The following is a 16,959-nucleotide window of genomic DNA, read 5'->3' as shown; positions in this document are numbered from 1 at the left end:
CCGAACCCGCCAGCATCAGCGCGAAGCCGGCGGAATCTCGCGATCCATGGGTTTCTTGAGATTGGGGTCGGGTTGCAGGTCCGGTACGATCGGCGCCTGCTCCGGCGCGGGCTGCACGCCCAGTTCCGCCAGCGGCTCCTTGGGCGATACCGCATTCACGTCCAGCGTAGGCACGGTCGGCGGCGGCACCGCCGGATCGTCTATCCGCGCCTTGTCGATCACGATATTCGCCAGACCCACGAGCAACACCACGCCCGCCAGCCCGGTGAGGCCAATCTGGACACGCTGCAACCCTTCCTGTTGGCGGGGTGTTTCAGCCATGAAGCGCTCTTTTTTATCGCCGCCGCGACCTGTGTCGGCGGTCAACGAGTTTGCGCGAGCCAGGGGAAGACAGTCAAGCCCTTCAATTCCAGCCATTCGCGATTATAAAGCGTTGAAAGATAACGGAATCCGGTATCGCACAGGATCGTGACGATCCGCTTGCCGGGCCCAAGACGCTTCGCCAGCGCCACCGCGCCCGCGACATTGATGCCCGACGACAGGCCCAGGCACAGCCCTTCCTCGGCCAGCAGACGCCGTACCCAGAGCAGCCCTTCCTCATCGGAAATGCGGAACTGGGTATCGATCGGCGCGCCCTCCAGATTGGCGGTGATGCGTCCCTGCCCGATGCCCTCGGCCACCGAAGACCCCTCCGCCTTCAGCTCGCCATGGGCATAATAATTGTAAAGCGCCGCGCCATGCGGATCGCTGAGCGCGATGGTGATATTCTCGTCATGCGCCTTCAGGCCCAGCCCGACGCCCGCGATCGTCCCGCCCGTACCCGCCGCGCAGGTGAAACCGTCGATCTGCCCGTCCATCTGGGTCCAGATCTCCTCGGCCGTGCCGATGATATGCGCCTTGCGGTTGGCGATATTGTCGAACTGGTTGGCCCAGATCGCACCTTCCGTCTCTTCCGCCAGGCGGCGGGAGGTGTGGACGAAATGGCCGGGGTTGGAATAGGGCGCCGCCGGCACCGTCACCAGCTCTGCGCCCAGCGCGCGCAGCGTGTCCATCTTCTCGCGGCTCTGCGTCTCGGGCATGACGATGATCGTCCGATAGCCCTTGGCGTTGGCGACCAGCGCCAGCCCGATGCCGGTATTTCCCGCCGTCCCCTCGACGATGGTGCCGCCGGGCTTCAACAGCCCCTTTTCCTCCGCATCGTTGACGATGAACAGCGCCGCGCGATCCTTTACCGAAGCGCCGGGATTGGCGAATTCGCATTTGGCGTAAATGTCGCAACCCGTCTCTTCCGAAGGGCCGGCAAGGCGCACCAACGGCGTGTTGCCAATCAGGGCGAGACTATCTTTCTGAACCAGCATGGCTTCCGCATAGCGGACCAGATACGCGCTTGCCAAGCAACGGATTGATGGCCGCGCGAAAGTCGGGATTGTCGCTGGACTCGTTAAGCTTTGCATCCTCCACCGTCTCAGAGCGGGACAGGCCGGATTCCGCAGGGGAACTGGCGAGGCTTTTCCCCTATGATAAGCGCCAACATGCGGATTTTCGGGGGAAAAGGGGCTTTGAAGGGCCAGCGGACAGGGGTGAGGCACGGCGTCGTCGCCGCGCTGGCGCTGCTCGCCCTCGCTGCGCCGCGCCTGATCACTGCGGCACCGCTTGACCTGCTGGCCGCCAACCATGCGCAGGATGATCCCGCGGAGAAGCCCGGTGAGAATTTCCCCGGATCCGCCTTCTTCTTCGCGCAGGGCGCCTTCGATCCCGCGCCCGGCGCCGCAACGCTGCGAAGCGAGCATGTACTTGGGCTTGATGCCGTGCAGGCTGCTCCCGCCATGGCTTTCCGGGGCCTGACCGCGCTCGACAGCTATCGGGCGCTCAACTGCCTGACATCCGCCGTCTATTATGAGGCGGGGAGCGAGCCGGAGGACGGGCAACGCGCCGTGGCGCAGGTGGTGCTGAACCGCGTCCGCAACCCCGCCTGGCCCAAGAGCGTGTGCGGCGTCATCTACCAGGGGTCGGAACGCACCGACTATCGCTGCCAGTTCACCTTTAGCTGCGACGGCTCCATGACGCGCGGCGCGAGCGCGGACGGATGGGCGCGCGCCCGCCGCATCGCCGCTCAGGCGCTTTCCGGCATGGTCTATCGGCCTGTCGGCCTTGCCACCTATTATCATACGCTGGCGGTGCGACCCGAATGGGCCGGCGCGATGCGGCCGGTTGCCGTGATCGGCGCGCATATCTTCTACCGCCCGCCCGGCGCCGGTGGCACGGCCGCCGCTTTCCGCATGGCTTATTCGGGGCGCGAAACACAGTCGGGGCCTGCCCGGCTGGCATTGACCGCGAAGTCCCCGATGTTCGATCCCATGGTGGCGGAACCCGTCACGGCATCCCCCTCGCCGGCCGCGCCCGTTACCGGGCCTTTTGTCCCTCTGTATCCCGATGCGCCGGGCCTTCCCCAATCGACGGTTCGCCCCGAATATCGCAACAGCGGCCGGCCGCTGATCTGACGAGCTTTTTTTGCGGAAAAATGCCGATTATTTTATGGTTACCGTTTCAGAAACCAATCAAACCGTTGAAAAATAACGAAATAAATTTCTCATCATTTTTTTGGACTTGGGGAACCTAATCCTTCCTTCATGGGTTCTGCACTGCGGATAGCAAATCTTTTGCCCCCCGCTCTTGCTATCCAAAAAAACATGAGCCCGGAACGCATCTCCCCCCCCCGACGCGTTCCGGGCTCAGAATTTTTTAGCCAACCCCCCGGAAATCAGAGATATTTTCGCTCTCGGAACGCTTTTCCGGGCAGCGGGTTGTTCACTGGTCACCGGCATGACGCCCGGTTGAAGCATTTCCTGCCAGCTATGCAGGACAAGGCTCTGAAAAGGAGACGATGATGACCAGGAAGATATTGGCCGCCCTTCTATTGACCGGTTCGTTGATGGTCGCGGCCTGCAACACGGTCGAAGGCGCCGGCAAGGATGTGCAAAGCGCCGGCCAGGCGGTCGAAAACGCCGCCAACTGATCCGATGGAAAGGCTCGCTTCACAGCGAGCCTTTTTTCAACCCGCAGCGTCAGCCGCTTCGCTGGTGGCCAGATCCTTGGCCTGCTTCCGGTCGGTGAACCAGATGGCGACGATGGTGATTTCATAAAGCGCCAGCAGCGGAATCGCCAGCATGAGCTGCGAGACCACGTCCGGCGGCGTCAGCACCGCCGCCAGCACGAAGGCGGCCACGATCATGTAGCGGCGCAGGCCAATCAACTGCGCCCGGCTCACAAAACCAGCGCGGTTGAGCAGCATCAGCAGCACCGGCATCAGGAAGCTGATGCCGAAGGCGAGGATGAACTGCATCACCAGCCCCAGATAACTGTCCGCGCTCGGCAACGCCTCCACCTGCAGGCCGCTGCTGTTGCCCTGAAATTCCAGGAAGAAGTGGAAGGCCGTGGGCATCACCACGAAATAGGCCAGCGATGCGCCCATGGCGAAGAGGAAGGGCGTGGCGATGAGGAACGGTAGCAGCGCCTTCTTTTCCTTCGCATAGAGCCCCGGCGCGACAAAGGCCCAGAGCTGGTTCGCGATGATCGGAAAGGACAGGCAGAAAGCGCCGAAGACCGCGATCTTCACCTGAACGAAAAAGGCTTCATACAGCTTGGTGTAGACCAGCCGCCCGCCATCGTCGCCAAAGGCTTCCTTCAGCGGATGGACCAGGATCGCGAACAACTGCTCGGAGAAATAGAAACAGATCGCGCCCGTTATGAACAGCGCATAGACGCATTTGAGCAGCCGTCCGCGCAGTTCGATCAGATGGTCGAGCAAAGGCGCCTTGCTGTCGTCGATGTCCTTCATGCCGCCGCGTCGTCCTTCCGCACCGGTTCCTGCGCCACATAGGGCGGTCCGTCCGTCGCTGGCGGGGCGACATAGGGGGGCGCTTCGCTCGCCGGGGCCGATTCAGCGACGAAGGGCGGCACCTCTCCGGCTGCCGCTGCGGCGGCGGGTGCTGGCAAGGCTCCGGTTTCACCGGCGGTTTCAGGCGCAAGCGTCTCCGGCGGATGCTCTTCCATGATCCGCTTGTTCTGCGCGGCCCATTTCTTCTCCAGTTCCTCCAGCTCCACCTCGCGGACCATCGCATCGATGCCGGTGCGGAAATGGCGCGCCATGGACTGCGCCTTGCCCACGATCTGCCCCACCTTGTAGAGCGCGCGCGGCAGGTCCTTCGGGCCGATGACGATCACCGCGATGATGACGATCACCAGAAGTTCAGACGAATCGATACCAAACATGCGTGCCTACCGCCCCGGCCGAAGGAAAAATCAGGCCTTGGTCTTTTCTTCCGTCGCGGTGGGCGCGTCCTGTTCGGGCACGCGATGGCCCTCGATGCGCGTGGCGGGCTTGGTGGGCACGTCGTCGTCCTCCATGCCCTTCTTGAAGCTCTTGATGCCCTTGGCGACGTCGCCCATCAACCCGGAGATGCGGCCGCCGCCGAACAGCAGCATGACCACCAGGAGAACGATGACCCAGTGCATCAGCGAAAAGGAACCCATTTGAACACACTCCTGAAACTGCGTCTTATCTAGAGTGATTTCGCGTGAAATGGAAATATTTCACGGCCCGGAAATCACGGCGAACAAACCCGCAGATCATGTTTCGGCCCGACAGGGGCCGAAGCATGATCTAGGCGTCTTCCTCGTCATTTTCCACAACGGATTGGGCGCCCAGACCCTCAAGCGCCAAATCGACGGGATCGAGCAGGCCGGCGGCCCGCAAGTCGTCGATACCCGGCAGGTCCCTGCGGCTGCTAAGGCCGAAATGTGACAGAAATTCTACCGTGGTGGTGTAGATCAGCGGCCTTCCCGGCACCTCCCGCCGCCCGGCGGGCCTGACCCAGCCCGCCTCCATCAGCACGTCCAGCGTGCCTTTCGCCACCTGGACGCCGCGAATGGCCTCTATCTCGGCCCGGCTGACGGGTTCATGATAGGCGATGATCGCCAGCGTCTCCATGGCGGCGCGCGACAGCTTGCGCGTTTCGTCCTTCTCCCGGCGAAGGATATGGGAAAGGTCGGCCGCCGTCTGAAAGTGCCAGCGCCCGCCCCGCTCGACCAGATTGACGCCGCGCCCCGCATAATGACCGCTGATCGTCGCCAGCGCGGCGGCAAGATCGCCCGCCTCCCCCACATGCAGCTTGATTTCGCCAAGGGTCAGCGGCTGTTCCGATACGAACAGCACGGCCTCCACCGCACGAAGGAAATCGTCCTGTTCCTCGATCACAATAGGCGCCCCGCATTCGGTTCCGGCACGGCGGCCCGCAGGAAAATGGGTTCGAAAATCCCGTCCTGCTGGATTTCCAGCCGCCCCTGCCGCGCCAGTTCCAGCGCGGCGACGAAACTGCTGGCCAATGCCGATCGTGCCATCGGCCCATCCTGCCCGCTCGGCAGGAAGGCTTCAAGCGCGGTCCAGTCGATCGCCGCCCCCACCAGCGTGCCGACGCGCTGTATCGCCTCGTCCAGGGTCATGACCGGCCGCACCGCGACCATATGCACCACCGGCTGCGTCCGCGCACGGACCTGGCCGTAGGACTGGATCAGGTCGAACAGGCTGGCCGCCCATTTCGCCTTGCGGACGAGGCGCAGGCCTTCGGGCCTTTCGCGGACGAAAACGTCGCGGCCGATGCGGTCGCGCGCCATCAGCCGGGCGCCCGCCTCCCGCATCGCCTGAAGCCGCTGGAGCCGCAATTGCAGACGCAGCGCCAGTTCCTCGGGGCTGGGTTCGGGCTGCGCCTCCCTCGGCAGCAGCAGCGAGGATTTGAGATAGGCCAGCCACGCCGCCATCACCAGATAGTCGGCCGCCAGCTCCAGCTTCAGCTTCCGCGCGCCCTCTATATAGGCGAGATATTGTTCGACCAGCGCGAGGATGGAGATTTCGCGCAGGTCGACCTTCTGCGTCCGCGCCAGCGCCAGCAACAGGTCGAGCGGCCCCTCCCAGCTTTCGAAACTGACGGTCAGCATGTCGGGCCGGGCCGCGGCGGCAGGGGCGAAGAGGTCGTCCATCGCTAGCAGGGCGCTTTCCGGCAATCGGCGCCCCGCCTCACGCCGGCACCATCGCCAGCAAGGCGTCGCGGGTGGCGAGCAGTTCCTCCAGCGGCGGTCCCCCGGGCGGTGCGCCGCTCGACGCCATCGCCCGGTCCAGCCTTGCCTTCGCCTCGGTCCCGATGTCCGGCAGCAGGCCGGCAATGCCGACCATATCGTCCATCCGCCCCCAGCAATTGAGCGCCAGATCGCAGCCTGCCGCCACCGTTGCCGCCGCCAGTTCCGGGATGCTGCCCTTCAACGCCTTCATGTCCAGATCGTCGGACATCAGCAGCCCGGCGAAGCCGATCCGCCCACGGATGATCGTGTCGATCACGGAACGGGAGAGGCTGGCCGGCAGGTCAGGGTCCCAGGCCATATAGACGACATGCGCCGTCATCCCCATGGGCGCATCCTTCAACGCCTGGAACGGCGCCAGATCGATCGCCAGGGCATCCTCGTCGGCGGTGACGATGGGCAGTTCATGATGGCTGTCGACCATCGCCCGGCCATGCCCGGGCATATGCTTGACGATGCCGACCACGCCGCCATCGGCCAGCCCCTCGATCACCGCCCGCCCCAGCGCGGCGACCCGCATCGGCTCCGCGCCGAGGGTGCGGTCGCCCATGATGTCGCTTGCCCCTTCCTGCCGCACGTCGAGCAACGGCAGCGCATCGACGGTAATGCCGACTTCCGCCAATGTGGTGGCAATGGCCCGCGCATTGGCATGGGCCGCCGCGATGGCGCTGGACGGAGCGATTTCGTAGAGCTTGTCGAACACCGCGCCAGGAGGAAAGCTGGGCCAGACCGGCGCCTGCATCCGCGCGACCCGGCCGCCTTCCTGATCGATCATGATGAGCAGATCGGCCCGGCCATGCAACGCGCGCAGATCGTCGGTCAATGCGCGAAGTTGCCCCCGATCCACGATATTGCGGCGGAAGAGGATGTAACCCGCCGGATCGGCCTCCGCGAAGAAGGCGCGTTCATCGGAAGTCAGTGTCTCGCCGGAAAGGCCGAAGATAACGGGTTTCATGCGGAGCGATGGTAGCGGCTGAAAGCGGCTCTGTCGAAGGGGTTGTTCCGGCCTTGCCGCAGGATCGGTGGGATTTGGCCGAGGGACATAAATGGGCGGGTCCAAGACATTCCCCCTCCCGCCTGCGGGAGGAGGAATGTTTCAGGACGGCCATTCCCCTAATTCACCACCATGCAGCTTTCGCCCGCGACCTTGAGCTTGCCGCAGAGCGTACTCGCCTGCCCGCCCGCCGCCGCGCGCAGGCGATATACGGTGCTGCCGCCCACCTCGGCCTGCTCGATCGACATGGGCAACGGCTCCAGATAGGTGAAGCGCTTGGACAGCCGCTTCCACGCATCCTTGGCGAAGGCCTGGTTGCCATAGGCGCCAAGCTGGATCATGCCGCCGCCCGCCGGCCGGGCCGCCGCCGTCGCCGGCCTCGCGCTGGTCTCGTCCGCCACGCGCGCCGTGACGCTCTGCGACGGCTTGCCCTGCACCGCAGGTCGCGCATTATCCGCTGTCCCGGTCGGCGTGATCGGCGCCTCCGGCACGCGGGTCGGATCGATTCGCCCGTCACGCGCCACGCCCTCGCTCGCGGCATAGCTGGCATCGCCCTCACCATCGAACTTCTTGGCGTCGGCTTCCTTGGCCGGAATCTTATAGTCGCCGGCAGGCGCGGCGATCAGCTTACCCTCGCCCCCGGCGCCGCCCGTCCGGTTCTGGATCAGCCAGACCCCCGCGACGACCGCGCCGATCAGGACCAGGCCAAAGAGAATGAAGCCCAGCAGCCGCAGCGGCGACAGCCCCGGTTCCTCCTCATCCTCGATGGCGGGTTCCAGCCAGGGCAGACGCTCCTCATCGTCCAGGTCCAGCCTTCCCCGCGCATAATCGCCCATCTCGATCAAACTCCGCCGGTCATTGCATCTCGTTCAGGGCCGCAACGCCCATCAGCGCCAACCCGTTGCGGATGATCTGCCCGATTCCCCGGCTCAAGAAAAGCCGCGCGGAAGTGGTGGCCGGGTCGTCCGTCAGGATGACCCGCGCCCGCGGATTGTCGTTGCCCAGATTCCACCAGCTATGGAAGGCCGAAGCCAAGTCATTGAGATAGAAGGCAATGCGATGCGGTTCACGGGCCGAAGCCGCCCCCTCCACCACACGCGGGAACTGCGCGGCGAGCTTCACCAGCCCCAACTCCTCCGTCCCAAGGCGGGACAGGTCGGGCGCGGGCAGGTCGATCCCCGCCTCCTCCGCCCGCCGTCCGAGCGAGGAAATGCGGGCATGGGCATATTGCACATAGAAGACCGGATTGTCCTTCGACGCCTCCACCACCTTGGCGAAGTCGAAGTCCATCTGCGCGTCGGCCTTGCGCGTCAGCATGGTGAAGCGGACCACATCCTTGCCCACTTCGCGAACCACATCGGCCAGCGTCACGAAATTGCCGGCGCGCTTGGACATCTTCACCGGCTCCCCGTCGCGCAGCAGGCGGACCATCTGGATCAGCTTGACGTCGAACCGCGCCTTGCCCTCCGTCAGCGCGGCGACGGCGGCCTGGATGCGCTTCACCGTGCCGCCATGGTCCGCGCCCCAGATGTCGATCAACTGGTCGGCCGTCTGCGCCTTCTGGAAATGATAGGCCATGTCGGCGCCGAAATAGGTCCAGCTTCCGTTCGACTTCCTGATCGGCCGGTCCTGGTCGTCTCCGAATTTCGTCGAGCGGAACAGCGGCAGTTCGACCGGCTCCCAATCCTCCGGCGTCTCGCCCTTGGGCGCTTCCAGCACGCCGTCATAGACGAGGTCGTGCGCGCGCAGCCATTTTTCGGCCGCTTCGGGCTTGCCTGCCGCCTGCAACTCGGCCTCGGAAGAGAATATGTCATGATGGATGCCCAGCAGCGCCAGATCGCTGCGGATCATCTCCATCATCGCCGCGACCGCTCTGGTGCGGAACGGCACCAGCCATTCGCTCTCCGGCGCACCGACATATTTGTCGCCATATTCGGCGGCCAGAGCCTGCCCCACCGGCACCAGATAATCGCCGGGATAAAGACCCTCGGGAATCTCTCCTACCGCCTCGCCCAATGCCTCGCGATAGCGCACATGCGCCGACCGGGCGAGCACGTCCACCTGCCCGCCGGCATCGTTGATATAATATTCGCGGATCACCTTGTGCCCGACATGCTCCAGCAGCGTGGCGAGCGCGTCGCCCACAACCGCGCCCCGGCAATGGCCCATATGCATGGGGCCGGTCGGATTGGCGGAGACATATTCGACGTTGACCGTCACGCCCTCGCCCGTCGAGGAGCGGCCATATTCCTCCGCCTCCGCATGGATCGCGGCGAGTTCCGCCCGCCAGGTGGCGTCGGTCAGCTTCAGGTTGATGAAGCCTGGGCCGGCAATCGATGCGCTCTCTACCTCGTCCAGCCTTTCCAGGCCCGCGACGATCTTCTCCGCCAGCGCGCGCGGATTGCTGCCGGCGGGCTTGGCCAGCACCATGGCGGCGTTGGTGGCAAGATCGCCATGGCCTGGATCGCGCGGCGGTTCGACCGTCACCGGCTTGCGGTTGAGGCCGGCGGGCAGCGTGCCGTCAGCCTCCAGCGCGTCGAGCACGGCATCGAGATGGGCGGTGAAGCGGTTGTAAAGAGACACTGGGCGAACTTTCTACCAGGACCCGTTCACCCTGAGCCTGTCGAAGGGTCGCCCTTTTTCTTCAAGAAACAAGGGCTTCGACAAGCTCGGCCCGAACGGGGAAATGAACTGAGCTAAGCTTAGCGGGTCGCGTTGTAACGGAGCTGATCCTGGGTCAGGTTGAAACCCACGAGCAGCTCGAAGCTGGTTCGCTGCAAGGCCGCCTTGACGTCCGGCTGCGCGAAGGGGTCGATCGCCGCGTCGGCATCCCCCGCCTTGCGCTTCTCCGTGATCTTGCGCTGGATGTCGGCCGGCAGCGTCGCGGCGGCCCTGTTCACATAGGAGCCGGCCTTGGCGGTCGTGGTGGCGCGATATTGCCCCGCCGGAAAGTCGAGCACCACCTGGCCAACACGCTTGGCGACGACGGCGTTGCCGCCCCGCACCACAGCGGAATAATAAGGCAGCGTCACCTGCCGCGCCGCGCCCGCATCGCTGCGGCGGGCGTTCACGGTGAAGGTCGCCTCCGTGTAAAGCTGGTCCCCTTCCGAGCAGGTGGAGCGCAGGTTGGTGATCTCCGCCACCACGTCGATCGCACGGGCATCCGTGCTGCCCGCCGGATTGAACAGGGTGACGTCGCCGGTCTGCGCCGGGATCGCCGCGACGGGACAGGCCGATCGCACGGCCACGATGCCGCCGGTGGGATCGATTTCGCCCCGCTGGGAACAGCCCGCAAGGGCCATGGCGATCATTCCGGTCAGCGCAAATCGAGAAAAGGTCACAGGCAATCCCTTGGGAACAGGCGTTGGGCTTCTTATCCATAGCCCGTCCCCCACGCAACTCAAACTGCACAGCGCGGCAAGGAAGCGGCTTTCCTCCAAAGCCACATTGGCCTAAGCGGCAGGCATGACCGATCTTCCGCCCATGAAGCTGCTGATCGCCGCCCCGCGCGGCTTTTGCGCCGGTGTCGACCGCGCCATCGTCATCGTCGAAAGGGCGATCGAGAAATATGGCGCGCCTGTCTATGTCCGGCACGAGATCGTCCACAACAAATATGTGGTCGACGGACTGAAGGCGAAGGGCGCGATCTTCGTCGAGGAACTGGACCAGGTTCCCGACGGCTTGCCCGTGGTCTTTTCCGCCCACGGCGTTCCCAAGACGGTCCCGGCCAAGGCGGAGGAGCGCGGGCTCGACTATCTGGACGCCACCTGCCCGCTGGTCAGCAAGGTCCACCGCCAGGCCGAACGGCAGGTGGAAGCGGGGCGCCATATCCTCTTCATCGGCCATAAGGGCCATCCGGAGGTGATCGGCACCTTCGGTCAGGTCGAGGCGGGGCATATGACCCTTGTCGAAACGGTGGAGGACGCAGAGGCCTTTACCCCCGCCGATCCCGACAATCTCGCCTTCCTGACGCAGACGACGCTGTCCGTCGACGACACTGCCGCGATCGTCGCCACGCTCCAGCGCCGCTTCCCCACCATTCATGCGCCCAAGGGGGAGGATATCTGCTACGCCACCTCCAACCGGCAGGCGGCGGTGAAGGCCATCGCCGCCCGGTGCGACGCCGTCTATGTGATCGGCGCGCCCAACAGCTCCAACTCGCTGCGGCTGGTCGAGGTTGCGGAGCGCGAAGGCACGCCCGCTCGCCTGATCCAGCGCGCGGACGAGATCGACTTCGCCTGGCTGAAGGGCGTGAACACGCTGGGCCTTACCGCCGGCGCATCCGCCCCCGAAGTGCTGGTGCGGGAAGTGGTGGACCGGATCGGCGAAAGATTTTCCGTGGCCGAGGAACAGGTCGAAACCGCGCGGGAAAGCATTGCGTTCAAACTCCCCCGCGGACTGGAGGCCGCGTAACTCCATGGCCGTCTATACCCAGGTTCCCGCCGAAGAGATCGACGCTTTCCTCACCCGCTACGACGCCGGACGCCTCATTTCCGCCAAGGGCATTGCGGAGGGAGTGGAGAACAGCAATTATCTGCTGGAGACCACCGGCCCGGACGGCAATGGTCATCGCTATATCCTCACCCTCTACGAAAAGCGGGTGAATGAGGCGGACCTGCCCTTCTTCATGGACCTGCTCGACCATCTGGGCGCACGCGGTTGCCTCGTCCCCCGTTTCATCGCGGACCGGGAAGGCGGGCGGCTTCAACAGCTTGCCGGTCGCCCCGCCTGCCTGATCGAATTCCTGACCGGCATCTCCGTGACCGAACCGACCGCGGGCCAGGCCCGGGCCGCGGGCGCGGCGCTGGGCGCGATGCACCGGGCGGCGGAGGGCTTTGCCGGCACGCGCCGCAATGCCCTCGATCTCCCCGGCTGGCATGATCTGGCCGCCAGATGCGGCGCGGACTTCGACCGGATCGCGCCGGGCCTCAAGGCCCGCGTGGCGGAGGAACTCGCTTTCCTCGACGCCCACTGGCCCGCCGAGCTGCCTCGCTCCGTGATCCATGCCGACCTCTTCCCGGACAATGTGCTGATGCTGGGCGATCGGGTGACGGGCCTCATCGACTTCTATTTCAGTTGCACCGACATCCGCGCCTATGATCTGGCCGTCACCCACAGCGCCTGGGTGTTCAGCAATGACGGCGCGACATGGCACGGCGATCGGGCGGCGGCGCTGGGTGCCGGCTATCGGGAAACGCACGGCCTGACCGAAGCCGAACGGGCCGCCTTTCCCGTCCTCTGCCGGGGTGCGGCGCTCCGCTTCCTGCTGACGCGCGCCTATGACTGGATCAATACGCCCGCCGATGCGCTGGTGACGCGCAAGGACCCGCTGGCCTATCTGCGCCGCTTGGAATTCTACGCCGCTGCCGATCCGGCCATGCTGCTCGGCGCATGAGCCCCCTTCCCCAGGTCGAGATCTTCACCGACGGCGCGTGCAAGGGCAATCCCGGCCCCGGCGGCTGGGGCGCCGTGCTGCGCTTTGGCGAGACGGAGAAGGAGATCTCCGGCGGTGAAGCGCAGACGACCAACAATCGCATGGAGATGATGGCGGCCATGCAGGCGTTGGAGACGTTGAAGCGCCCATGCCAGGTGACGCTCTATACCGACAGCAAATATGTGATGGACGGCATCACCAAATGGGTGTTCGGCTGGCAGAAGAATGGATGGAAGACGGCCGACAGGAAGCCGGTGAAGAATGCGGAACTCTGGCAGGAGCTGGTCAGGGCCGCGGCCCGCCACAAGGTGACGTGGCAATGGGTGAAAGGCCATGCCGGCCACCCCGAAAATGAGCGGGCCGATCAACTCGCCTGCGCGGCGGCGGAGCAATTCCGCAAGTAGATGGGTTGACCCAGCCGGCGATCGGCGGCGCTGGGGCCCCTCGACTGGCTCCATCCCGTCAGGATTGGACGCCATCCTCCCCATCCAGGGGGTTGCGGCCGAATATATTGCCCGCCGGATAATAGCGGCAGACGAGATAGTCGTAGCTCTGCCCCTCCGCCAGGGCGCAGCCGACCTTGCGGGTGCCGCGCCAGATGATCTGGGTATAATGGCCGACATCTTCCCATCGGCCGGTGACGCTGAGGTCGGGCAGCTTGCCGCTCCGCCGGAACAGCCGCTTCTCATCGATGAAGGAGCCCACCATCAGCTGATAATCATAGAGGCCGCGCGATCCCATCCAGAGATTCTCGCCGCTGGGAACGGCGCGGCTGGCGCGGGCGGAATGGCGGAAGATGTTGGTCTGCGCCATCTGCCGGGCATAGCGGGCCGCATCGGCGGCCAGGGCGCTATCCCAGGCCAAGGGCGAAAGCCCCAGCGATTCCCGTTCCTCATTGTGCATGCCCAGCACGACGTCGCGCATCAGACCCTCGTCCCGATCCGCTTCCTCAAGACCATAATAGGAAGCGGGCCTGGCCGGAGGCAATTGCCGCGCCCCGGGCGACGGCTCCGCGCCGCCATGCTCCGGCGCTGCCGCCAACAGGCCGAGCAGCGCTAGCCGCGCAGGCCAAAGCCGTTTAAGAAGGCCCCCATTCATGTCGCCCGACCCCTTTATCCCCGCTGCCGCGCCCGATGAGCCCCTGGCTTTATATGTGCATTGGCCATTTTGCGTTTCCAAATGTCCTTATTGCGATTTTAACAGTCATGTCCGGGCCGAGATCGACAGCGATGCCTGGCGCGCGGCGCTGCTGAGCGACCTTGCCCATGAAGCGGCGCTGAGCGGCGGCCGGCCGCTCTCCTCGATCTTCTTCGGCGGGGGCACGCCGTCGCTGATGCCGCCCGACATCGTGGAGGCGCTGATCGACGCGGCCACGCGCCATTGGCGACCGACGAGCGACATCGAGATCACGCTGGAGGCCAATCCCAGTTCGGTCGAGGCCGCCCGCTTCGCGGACCTGGCGGCCGCCGGGGTGAACCGTGTGTCTCTGGGCCTTCAGGCGCTGGAGGATGAGGCGCTGCATTTCCTCGGCCGCGCCCATGACGTGCGGGAAGGGCTGGCCGCGCTAGACGTGGCGCAATCGGTGTTCGGCCGGGTGAATTTCGACCTGATCTATGCCCGTCCCGGCCAGAGTCTGGCGGATTGGGAAAGCGAACTGGCGCGCGGACTGTCCTTCGGCACCGATCATCTCTCGCTCTATCAGCTCACCATCGAACCGGGCACCCGCTTTGCGACGCTGGTGGCGCGGGGCGAGTTGAATCCAGCCGATCCGGACCATGCCGCCGACCTTTACGAACGGACGCAGGCGATGACCGCCGCCGCCGGCATTCCCGCCTATGAGATCAGCAACCACGCCCGGCCGGGGCAGGAAAGCCGGCATAACCTTACCTATTGGCGCTATGGCGACTATGTCGGCATAGGCCCCGGCGCCCATGGCCGGCGCGATGGGCTGGCGACGCTGCGGCACAGGAAACCGGAAAACTGGATGAACGCCGTCGCGCGCAATGGCCATGGCCTGCAAAGCGAAGACCCGCTCGATGGGCACGACAGGGCCAGGGAAGCGCTGCTGATGGGGCTGCGGCTGGGCGAAGGGGTAGAGCTGGAGAGGATTGCGCGGATGTCGAGGATGGCGGTCGAGGCTCTGGTGGATGCCGAGGCGGTGGCGCGGCTGGCCGACCATGGGCTCGTGCGGCGAGAGGGTCAGCGGCTCCGCATCGAGCCTGCCGGGATGCTGCTGCTCGACGCCATCCTGCCGGAGATCGTGGCGGTCTGAACGACGGGCGCGGCATCCGCCACAAACGCGTCATGCTGAACCCGTTTTCAGCATCCATCCAGCCTTCAGGCAGCCTATGCCTGCGGAGAGAAATGGATGCCGGAACAATCGGGGCAGGCAGGTGCATGGGATAGTGGCGGCGGCGCCCTCCGGATCTTACCCGTCAATCCTCGCCATCCATATGCGCGATCTCCTTGTCCAGATCGCGCAACACCTCGGCCCGGACCTTGTCCGACATCCGCGCAGCCGCAGCGATCTGGGCGCGGGCGGCCATCAATCCGGCCCGGGCGGCGCGATGGGCCTGCGCCTCAATCTGGTCCTGGCAGATGCGGACGCGGATATGGCGGCGGCCATCGGCATCCACCATCTCCCGCTGGCTTACGCTCTTGCCGTTCTCGCAGCCATTGGCGACGTCGACATGCGGCACCATGCGGCGGATTTCAGCCTCGCTCGGCATGGCGTGGCTCAAGGCGCGGTCGCCCTCGTCGCGCAGGCCGGCGGGCGGCGCCGGGGGAACCGGCGGCGCCATGTCGGCAACGGGCGCCGGAGGAGCAGGCGGAGCGGGAGGCGCCGGCGGCAGGACGGCCATCTCCTCAGCGTCTCTCGCATCAGACGAGGTCGGGGACGGAGGCGTGACCGCGGCTTTCGGCGCTTCGGTCAGGGCGATCTCGCTGGCGGAGGCAGGCTGGGCGACCAGATCGGCCAGCCTGCCGAAGTTCATCGAATCCACCTTGTCGGTGATCGCGGCGACCTGCTGCACCGCCCGGCTGCCGGACGCGGTCAGCGCCAGGCCGGACGCGGTCACCAGGGCGACCGCCGCCATGCCCCAGCTGATGCGGCGCAGCGACACTTCATGGGCAGAGAGCATTTTCAGCCTCCCTTTGAGTGCGGTTATGCGATTGAGATGACAGGCGCCGGCAAACTGGCGGCCGCCCGCAGCCTTCAAGATGGCGCGGCCATAGGCATGCGCCTGATCCCGGCCGTAGAGCGACAGGACCCGGGCATCGCAGGCCTGTTCCTGATCCGCCCGATAGGCGCGATAGGCGATCCACGCGACGGGATTGCACCAGTGCAGGCCCAGCAGCAACAGCGCGACCATATTGGCGACCAGGTCGCCGCCCTGATGATGGGCGCGCTCATGGGCGATGGCCATGGCCTGTTCCTGGGGATCGAAACGCAACGCGAAATCAACGGGCAGCACGATGACGGGGCGGAACACCCCGAAGGCGAGCGGTCCGCCCGCCCGTGGGCTGCTGACGATGCGGATGCGGCCTTCTTTCCCGATCGGCGTCGCGTCCTTCAGGATGAAACGCCGGAAGCGGACATAGCCGACCGCCTGGACGATCAGAAAAAGGACCACGCCCAGCAGCCAGATCGACACCGCGACCTCCAGCCAGGGAATGCTCCATTCCGACCTGACCGGGAGCGCCACCGGCGCCGCATCCAGCAAGGTCGGCAAGCCCGCCTGGTCAACCGCCCGTTGCAGGGGCGAAGGGCTGGCGACCTCTCGCGGCAGGGCCGGCAAGCCCATGCGAGCGAAGGGCAGCAGCCATAGCCAATAGGCCGCCCCTGCACCCAGCCAGCGCGCCACCGGCTGCCGCAGCAGCATGACCAGCGCCATCAGCAGGGTCATGGCGATCAGCGTTTCCGCGATCCAGACGCTCATGATTTCAACCCCTTCAGGATTTCCTCAAGCTGGGCAATATCTTCCGCCGTCAACTGGTCCTGGCTGGCGAGCTGGGCCACCAGCGGCGACACGCGCCCGCCGAACAGCCGGTTCACCAACCGCCCCGACTCGCTGGCAACATACTCCTCCCGCGCGACGAGCGGGCGATATAAAAAGCGACGGCCATCCTGATCGGCGGCGATGACGTCCTTGGCCATCAGCCGGGACAGCAGCGTCTTGACGGTCTGGACGCTCCAGTCGCGCCCGGCGGCGACGCGGTCCGCGACATCAGCGGCGGTCTGCGGCGCACGTTCCCACAGCGCCTCCATCACCACCAGTTCCGCTTCGCTGATCTTCTCGCTCAAGGGACTCGTCCGCATCAGAATCGACTACAGACGTAATCGCATTGATTACATCTGTAGTCAAGTGGATGTCATGAACTGTCGGTGCGGTTTACAGCG

20 protein-coding genes are annotated in these 16,959 nt (G+C 65.4%); 6 read left to right on the top strand and 14 right to left on the bottom strand.

Annotated features, from left to right (window positions below):
• Positions 1 to 15: 15 nt before the first annotated feature.
• Both K7W03_RS01915 and K7W03_RS01910 read right to left on the bottom strand, forming a co-directional pair.
• The gene (locus K7W03_RS01915) at positions 16 to 321 is read right to left on the bottom strand and encodes a hypothetical protein (RefSeq protein ID WP_020821203.1); all 306 of its coding nucleotides are present in this window, start codon (positions 319 to 321) and stop codon (positions 16 to 18) included.
• A gap of 41 nt (positions 322 to 362) precedes the next feature.
• A complete protein-coding gene (locus K7W03_RS01910) occupies positions 363 to 1,358 on the bottom strand; it encodes a cysteine synthase A (protein WP_044662761.1) in 996 nt (331 codons plus the stop codon).
• Between the two features lie 174 nt (positions 1,359 to 1,532).
• Between K7W03_RS01910 and K7W03_RS01905 the strand changes: the two genes are divergently transcribed.
• Positions 1,533 to 2,501, top strand: a complete 969-nt coding sequence (locus tag K7W03_RS01905; protein ID WP_222885443.1) for a cell wall hydrolase — start codon at positions 1,533 to 1,535, stop codon at positions 2,499 to 2,501.
• Positions 2,502 to 2,887: 386 nt separating this feature from the next.
• Positions 2,888 to 3,016 (top strand): entericidin A/B family lipoprotein, encoded by a 129-nt coding sequence (locus tag K7W03_RS01900; RefSeq protein ID WP_025546951.1) that lies wholly within the window; start codon positions 2,888 to 2,890, stop codon positions 3,014 to 3,016.
• Positions 3,017 to 3,052: 36 nt separating this feature from the next.
• Here K7W03_RS01900 and tatC read toward each other — a convergent pair whose 3' ends face one another.
• The 9 genes from tatC to K7W03_RS01855 form a co-directional block, all read right to left on the bottom strand.
• The gene (gene tatC, locus K7W03_RS01895) at positions 3,053 to 3,838 is read right to left on the bottom strand and encodes a twin-arginine translocase subunit TatC (RefSeq protein ID WP_025546953.1); all 786 of its coding nucleotides are present in this window, start codon (positions 3,836 to 3,838) and stop codon (positions 3,053 to 3,055) included.
• Complete coding sequence (tatB, locus tag K7W03_RS01890; RefSeq protein WP_025546955.1) at positions 3,835 to 4,272, bottom strand: Sec-independent protein translocase protein TatB; 438 nt, start codon at positions 4,270 to 4,272, stop codon at positions 3,835 to 3,837. Before tatB ends, tatC begins: the two co-directional genes overlap by 4 nt.
• Positions 4,273 to 4,302: 30 nt before the next feature.
• Positions 4,303 to 4,533, bottom strand: a complete 231-nt coding sequence (locus K7W03_RS01885) for a twin-arginine translocase TatA/TatE family subunit (protein WP_007685564.1) — start codon at positions 4,531 to 4,533, stop codon at positions 4,303 to 4,305.
• A 130-nt stretch (positions 4,534 to 4,663) separates the two neighbouring features.
• Complete coding sequence (scpB, locus tag K7W03_RS01880) at positions 4,664 to 5,257, bottom strand: SMC-Scp complex subunit ScpB (RefSeq protein WP_222885401.1); 594 nt, start codon at positions 5,255 to 5,257, stop codon at positions 4,664 to 4,666.
• Entirely contained in the window at positions 5,254 to 6,036 is a 783-nt protein-coding gene (locus tag K7W03_RS01875; protein ID WP_044660143.1) for a segregation and condensation protein A, read from the bottom strand. Before K7W03_RS01875 ends, scpB begins: the two co-directional genes overlap by 4 nt.
• Before the next feature lie 37 nt (positions 6,037 to 6,073).
• Entirely contained in the window at positions 6,074 to 7,087 is a 1,014-nt protein-coding gene (gene nagZ, locus K7W03_RS01870; RefSeq protein WP_222885400.1) for a beta-N-acetylhexosaminidase, read from the bottom strand.
• A gap of 158 nt (positions 7,088 to 7,245) precedes the next feature.
• Positions 7,246 to 7,962: an SPOR domain-containing protein gene (locus K7W03_RS01865; protein ID WP_025546963.1), complete on the bottom strand. Its 717-nt coding sequence runs from the start codon at positions 7,960 to 7,962 to the stop codon at positions 7,246 to 7,248.
• Positions 7,963 to 7,981: 19 nt separating this feature from the next.
• Positions 7,982 to 9,709, bottom strand: a complete 1,728-nt coding sequence (argS, locus tag K7W03_RS01860; RefSeq protein ID WP_044660145.1) for an arginine--tRNA ligase — start codon at positions 9,707 to 9,709, stop codon at positions 7,982 to 7,984.
• 119 nt (positions 9,710 to 9,828) lie between these two features.
• Entirely contained in the window at positions 9,829 to 10,437 is a 609-nt protein-coding gene (locus K7W03_RS01855) for a hypothetical protein (RefSeq protein WP_037481428.1), read from the bottom strand.
• 154 nt (positions 10,438 to 10,591) lie between these two features.
• On the opposite strand from K7W03_RS01855, the gene ispH reads away from it, so the two are divergent.
• From ispH to rnhA, 3 genes are read left to right on the top strand one after another with little or no spacing between them, the layout of a single operon-like run.
• Positions 10,592 to 11,539 (top strand): 4-hydroxy-3-methylbut-2-enyl diphosphate reductase, encoded by a 948-nt coding sequence (gene ispH, locus K7W03_RS01850; RefSeq protein ID WP_025546969.1) that lies wholly within the window; start codon positions 10,592 to 10,594, stop codon positions 11,537 to 11,539.
• 4 nt (positions 11,540 to 11,543) lie between these two features.
• Positions 11,544 to 12,521, top strand: a complete 978-nt coding sequence (gene thrB / locus K7W03_RS01845) for a homoserine kinase (RefSeq protein WP_222885399.1) — start codon at positions 11,544 to 11,546, stop codon at positions 12,519 to 12,521.
• Positions 12,518 to 12,964 (top strand): ribonuclease HI, encoded by a 447-nt coding sequence (gene rnhA, locus K7W03_RS01840; RefSeq protein ID WP_222885398.1) that lies wholly within the window; start codon positions 12,518 to 12,520, stop codon positions 12,962 to 12,964. Before thrB ends, rnhA begins: the two co-directional genes overlap by 4 nt.
• Positions 12,965 to 13,022: 58 nt before the next feature.
• Here the strand turns inward: rnhA and K7W03_RS01835 are convergent, their stop codons facing one another.
• Positions 13,023 to 13,658: a CAP domain-containing protein gene (locus tag K7W03_RS01835; RefSeq protein ID WP_226869625.1), complete on the bottom strand. Its 636-nt coding sequence runs from the start codon at positions 13,656 to 13,658 to the stop codon at positions 13,023 to 13,025.
• Between K7W03_RS01835 and hemW the strand changes: the two genes are divergently transcribed.
• Positions 13,657 to 14,832 carry a radical SAM family heme chaperone HemW gene (hemW, locus tag K7W03_RS01830; protein ID WP_048575440.1) on the top strand — a complete coding sequence of 392 codons (1,176 nt, stop codon included), beginning with the start codon at positions 13,657 to 13,659 and terminating at the stop codon, positions 14,830 to 14,832. The two genes, K7W03_RS01835 and hemW, sit on opposite strands and share 2 nt — an antisense overlap.
• A gap of 163 nt (positions 14,833 to 14,995) precedes the next feature.
• On the opposite strand, the gene K7W03_RS01825 is transcribed toward hemW, so the two are convergent.
• Both K7W03_RS01825 and K7W03_RS01820 read right to left on the bottom strand, forming a co-directional pair.
• Positions 14,996 to 16,498 (bottom strand): M56 family metallopeptidase, encoded by a 1,503-nt coding sequence (locus K7W03_RS01825; protein ID WP_222885397.1) that lies wholly within the window; start codon positions 16,496 to 16,498, stop codon positions 14,996 to 14,998.
• Positions 16,495 to 16,863, bottom strand: a complete 369-nt coding sequence (locus K7W03_RS01820) for a BlaI/MecI/CopY family transcriptional regulator (RefSeq protein WP_025546982.1) — start codon at positions 16,861 to 16,863, stop codon at positions 16,495 to 16,497. Before K7W03_RS01820 ends, K7W03_RS01825 begins: the two co-directional genes overlap by 4 nt.
• Positions 16,864 to 16,959: the final 96 nt, after the last annotated feature.

The organism is Sphingobium sp. PNB (genome assembly GCF_019873065.1).
In the GTDB taxonomy this organism is placed as follows: domain Bacteria; phylum Pseudomonadota; class Alphaproteobacteria; order Sphingomonadales; family Sphingomonadaceae; genus Sphingobium; species Sphingobium fuliginis.
The sequence above is the reverse complement of the archived record's forward strand: the minus strand, read 5'-3'. Positions and strand labels throughout refer to the sequence as shown.

Bases quoted from the DNA above. Each gene is read 5' to 3' on its own strand.
- rnhA (WP_222885398.1), top strand. From the start codon at position 12,518: ATGAGCCCCCTTCCCCAGGTCGAGATCTTCACCGACGGCGCGTGCAAG.
- K7W03_RS01915 (WP_020821203.1), bottom strand. From the start codon at position 321: ATGGCTGAAACACCCCGCCAACAGGAAGGGTTGCAGCGTGTCCAGATT.
- K7W03_RS01900 (WP_025546951.1), top strand. From the start codon at position 2,888: ATGACCAGGAAGATATTGGCCGCCCTTCTATTGACCGGTTCGTTGATG.
- K7W03_RS01875 (WP_044660143.1), bottom strand. From the start codon at position 6,036: ATGGACGACCTCTTCGCCCCTGCCGCCGCGGCCCGGCCCGACATGCTG.
- K7W03_RS01855 (WP_037481428.1), bottom strand. From the start codon at position 10,437: ATGATCGCCATGGCCCTTGCGGGCTGTTCCCAGCGGGGCGAAATCGAT.
- K7W03_RS01910 (WP_044662761.1), bottom strand. From the start codon at position 1,358: ATGCTGGTTCAGAAAGATAGTCTCGCCCTGATTGGCAACACGCCGTTG.
- nagZ (WP_222885400.1), bottom strand. From the start codon at position 7,087: ATGAAACCCGTTATCTTCGGCCTTTCCGGCGAGACACTGACTTCCGAT.
- thrB (WP_222885399.1), top strand. From the start codon at position 11,544: ATGGCCGTCTATACCCAGGTTCCCGCCGAAGAGATCGACGCTTTCCTC.
- K7W03_RS01865 (WP_025546963.1), bottom strand. From the start codon at position 7,962: ATGGGCGATTATGCGCGGGGAAGGCTGGACCTGGACGATGAGGAGCGT.
- K7W03_RS01905 (WP_222885443.1), top strand. From the start codon at position 1,533: ATGCGGATTTTCGGGGGAAAAGGGGCTTTGAAGGGCCAGCGGACAGGG.
- tatB (WP_025546955.1), bottom strand. From the start codon at position 4,272: ATGTTTGGTATCGATTCGTCTGAACTTCTGGTGATCGTCATCATCGCG.
- K7W03_RS01825 (WP_222885397.1), bottom strand. From the start codon at position 16,498: ATGAGCGTCTGGATCGCGGAAACGCTGATCGCCATGACCCTGCTGATG.
- ispH (WP_025546969.1), top strand. From the start codon at position 10,592: ATGACCGATCTTCCGCCCATGAAGCTGCTGATCGCCGCCCCGCGCGGC.
- hemW (WP_048575440.1), top strand. From the start codon at position 13,657: ATGTCGCCCGACCCCTTTATCCCCGCTGCCGCGCCCGATGAGCCCCTG.
- K7W03_RS01885 (WP_007685564.1), bottom strand. From the start codon at position 4,533: ATGGGTTCCTTTTCGCTGATGCACTGGGTCATCGTTCTCCTGGTGGTC.
- K7W03_RS01835 (WP_226869625.1), bottom strand. From the start codon at position 13,658: ATGAATGGGGGCCTTCTTAAACGGCTTTGGCCTGCGCGGCTAGCGCTG.
- tatC (WP_025546953.1), bottom strand. From the start codon at position 3,838: ATGAAGGACATCGACGACAGCAAGGCGCCTTTGCTCGACCATCTGATC.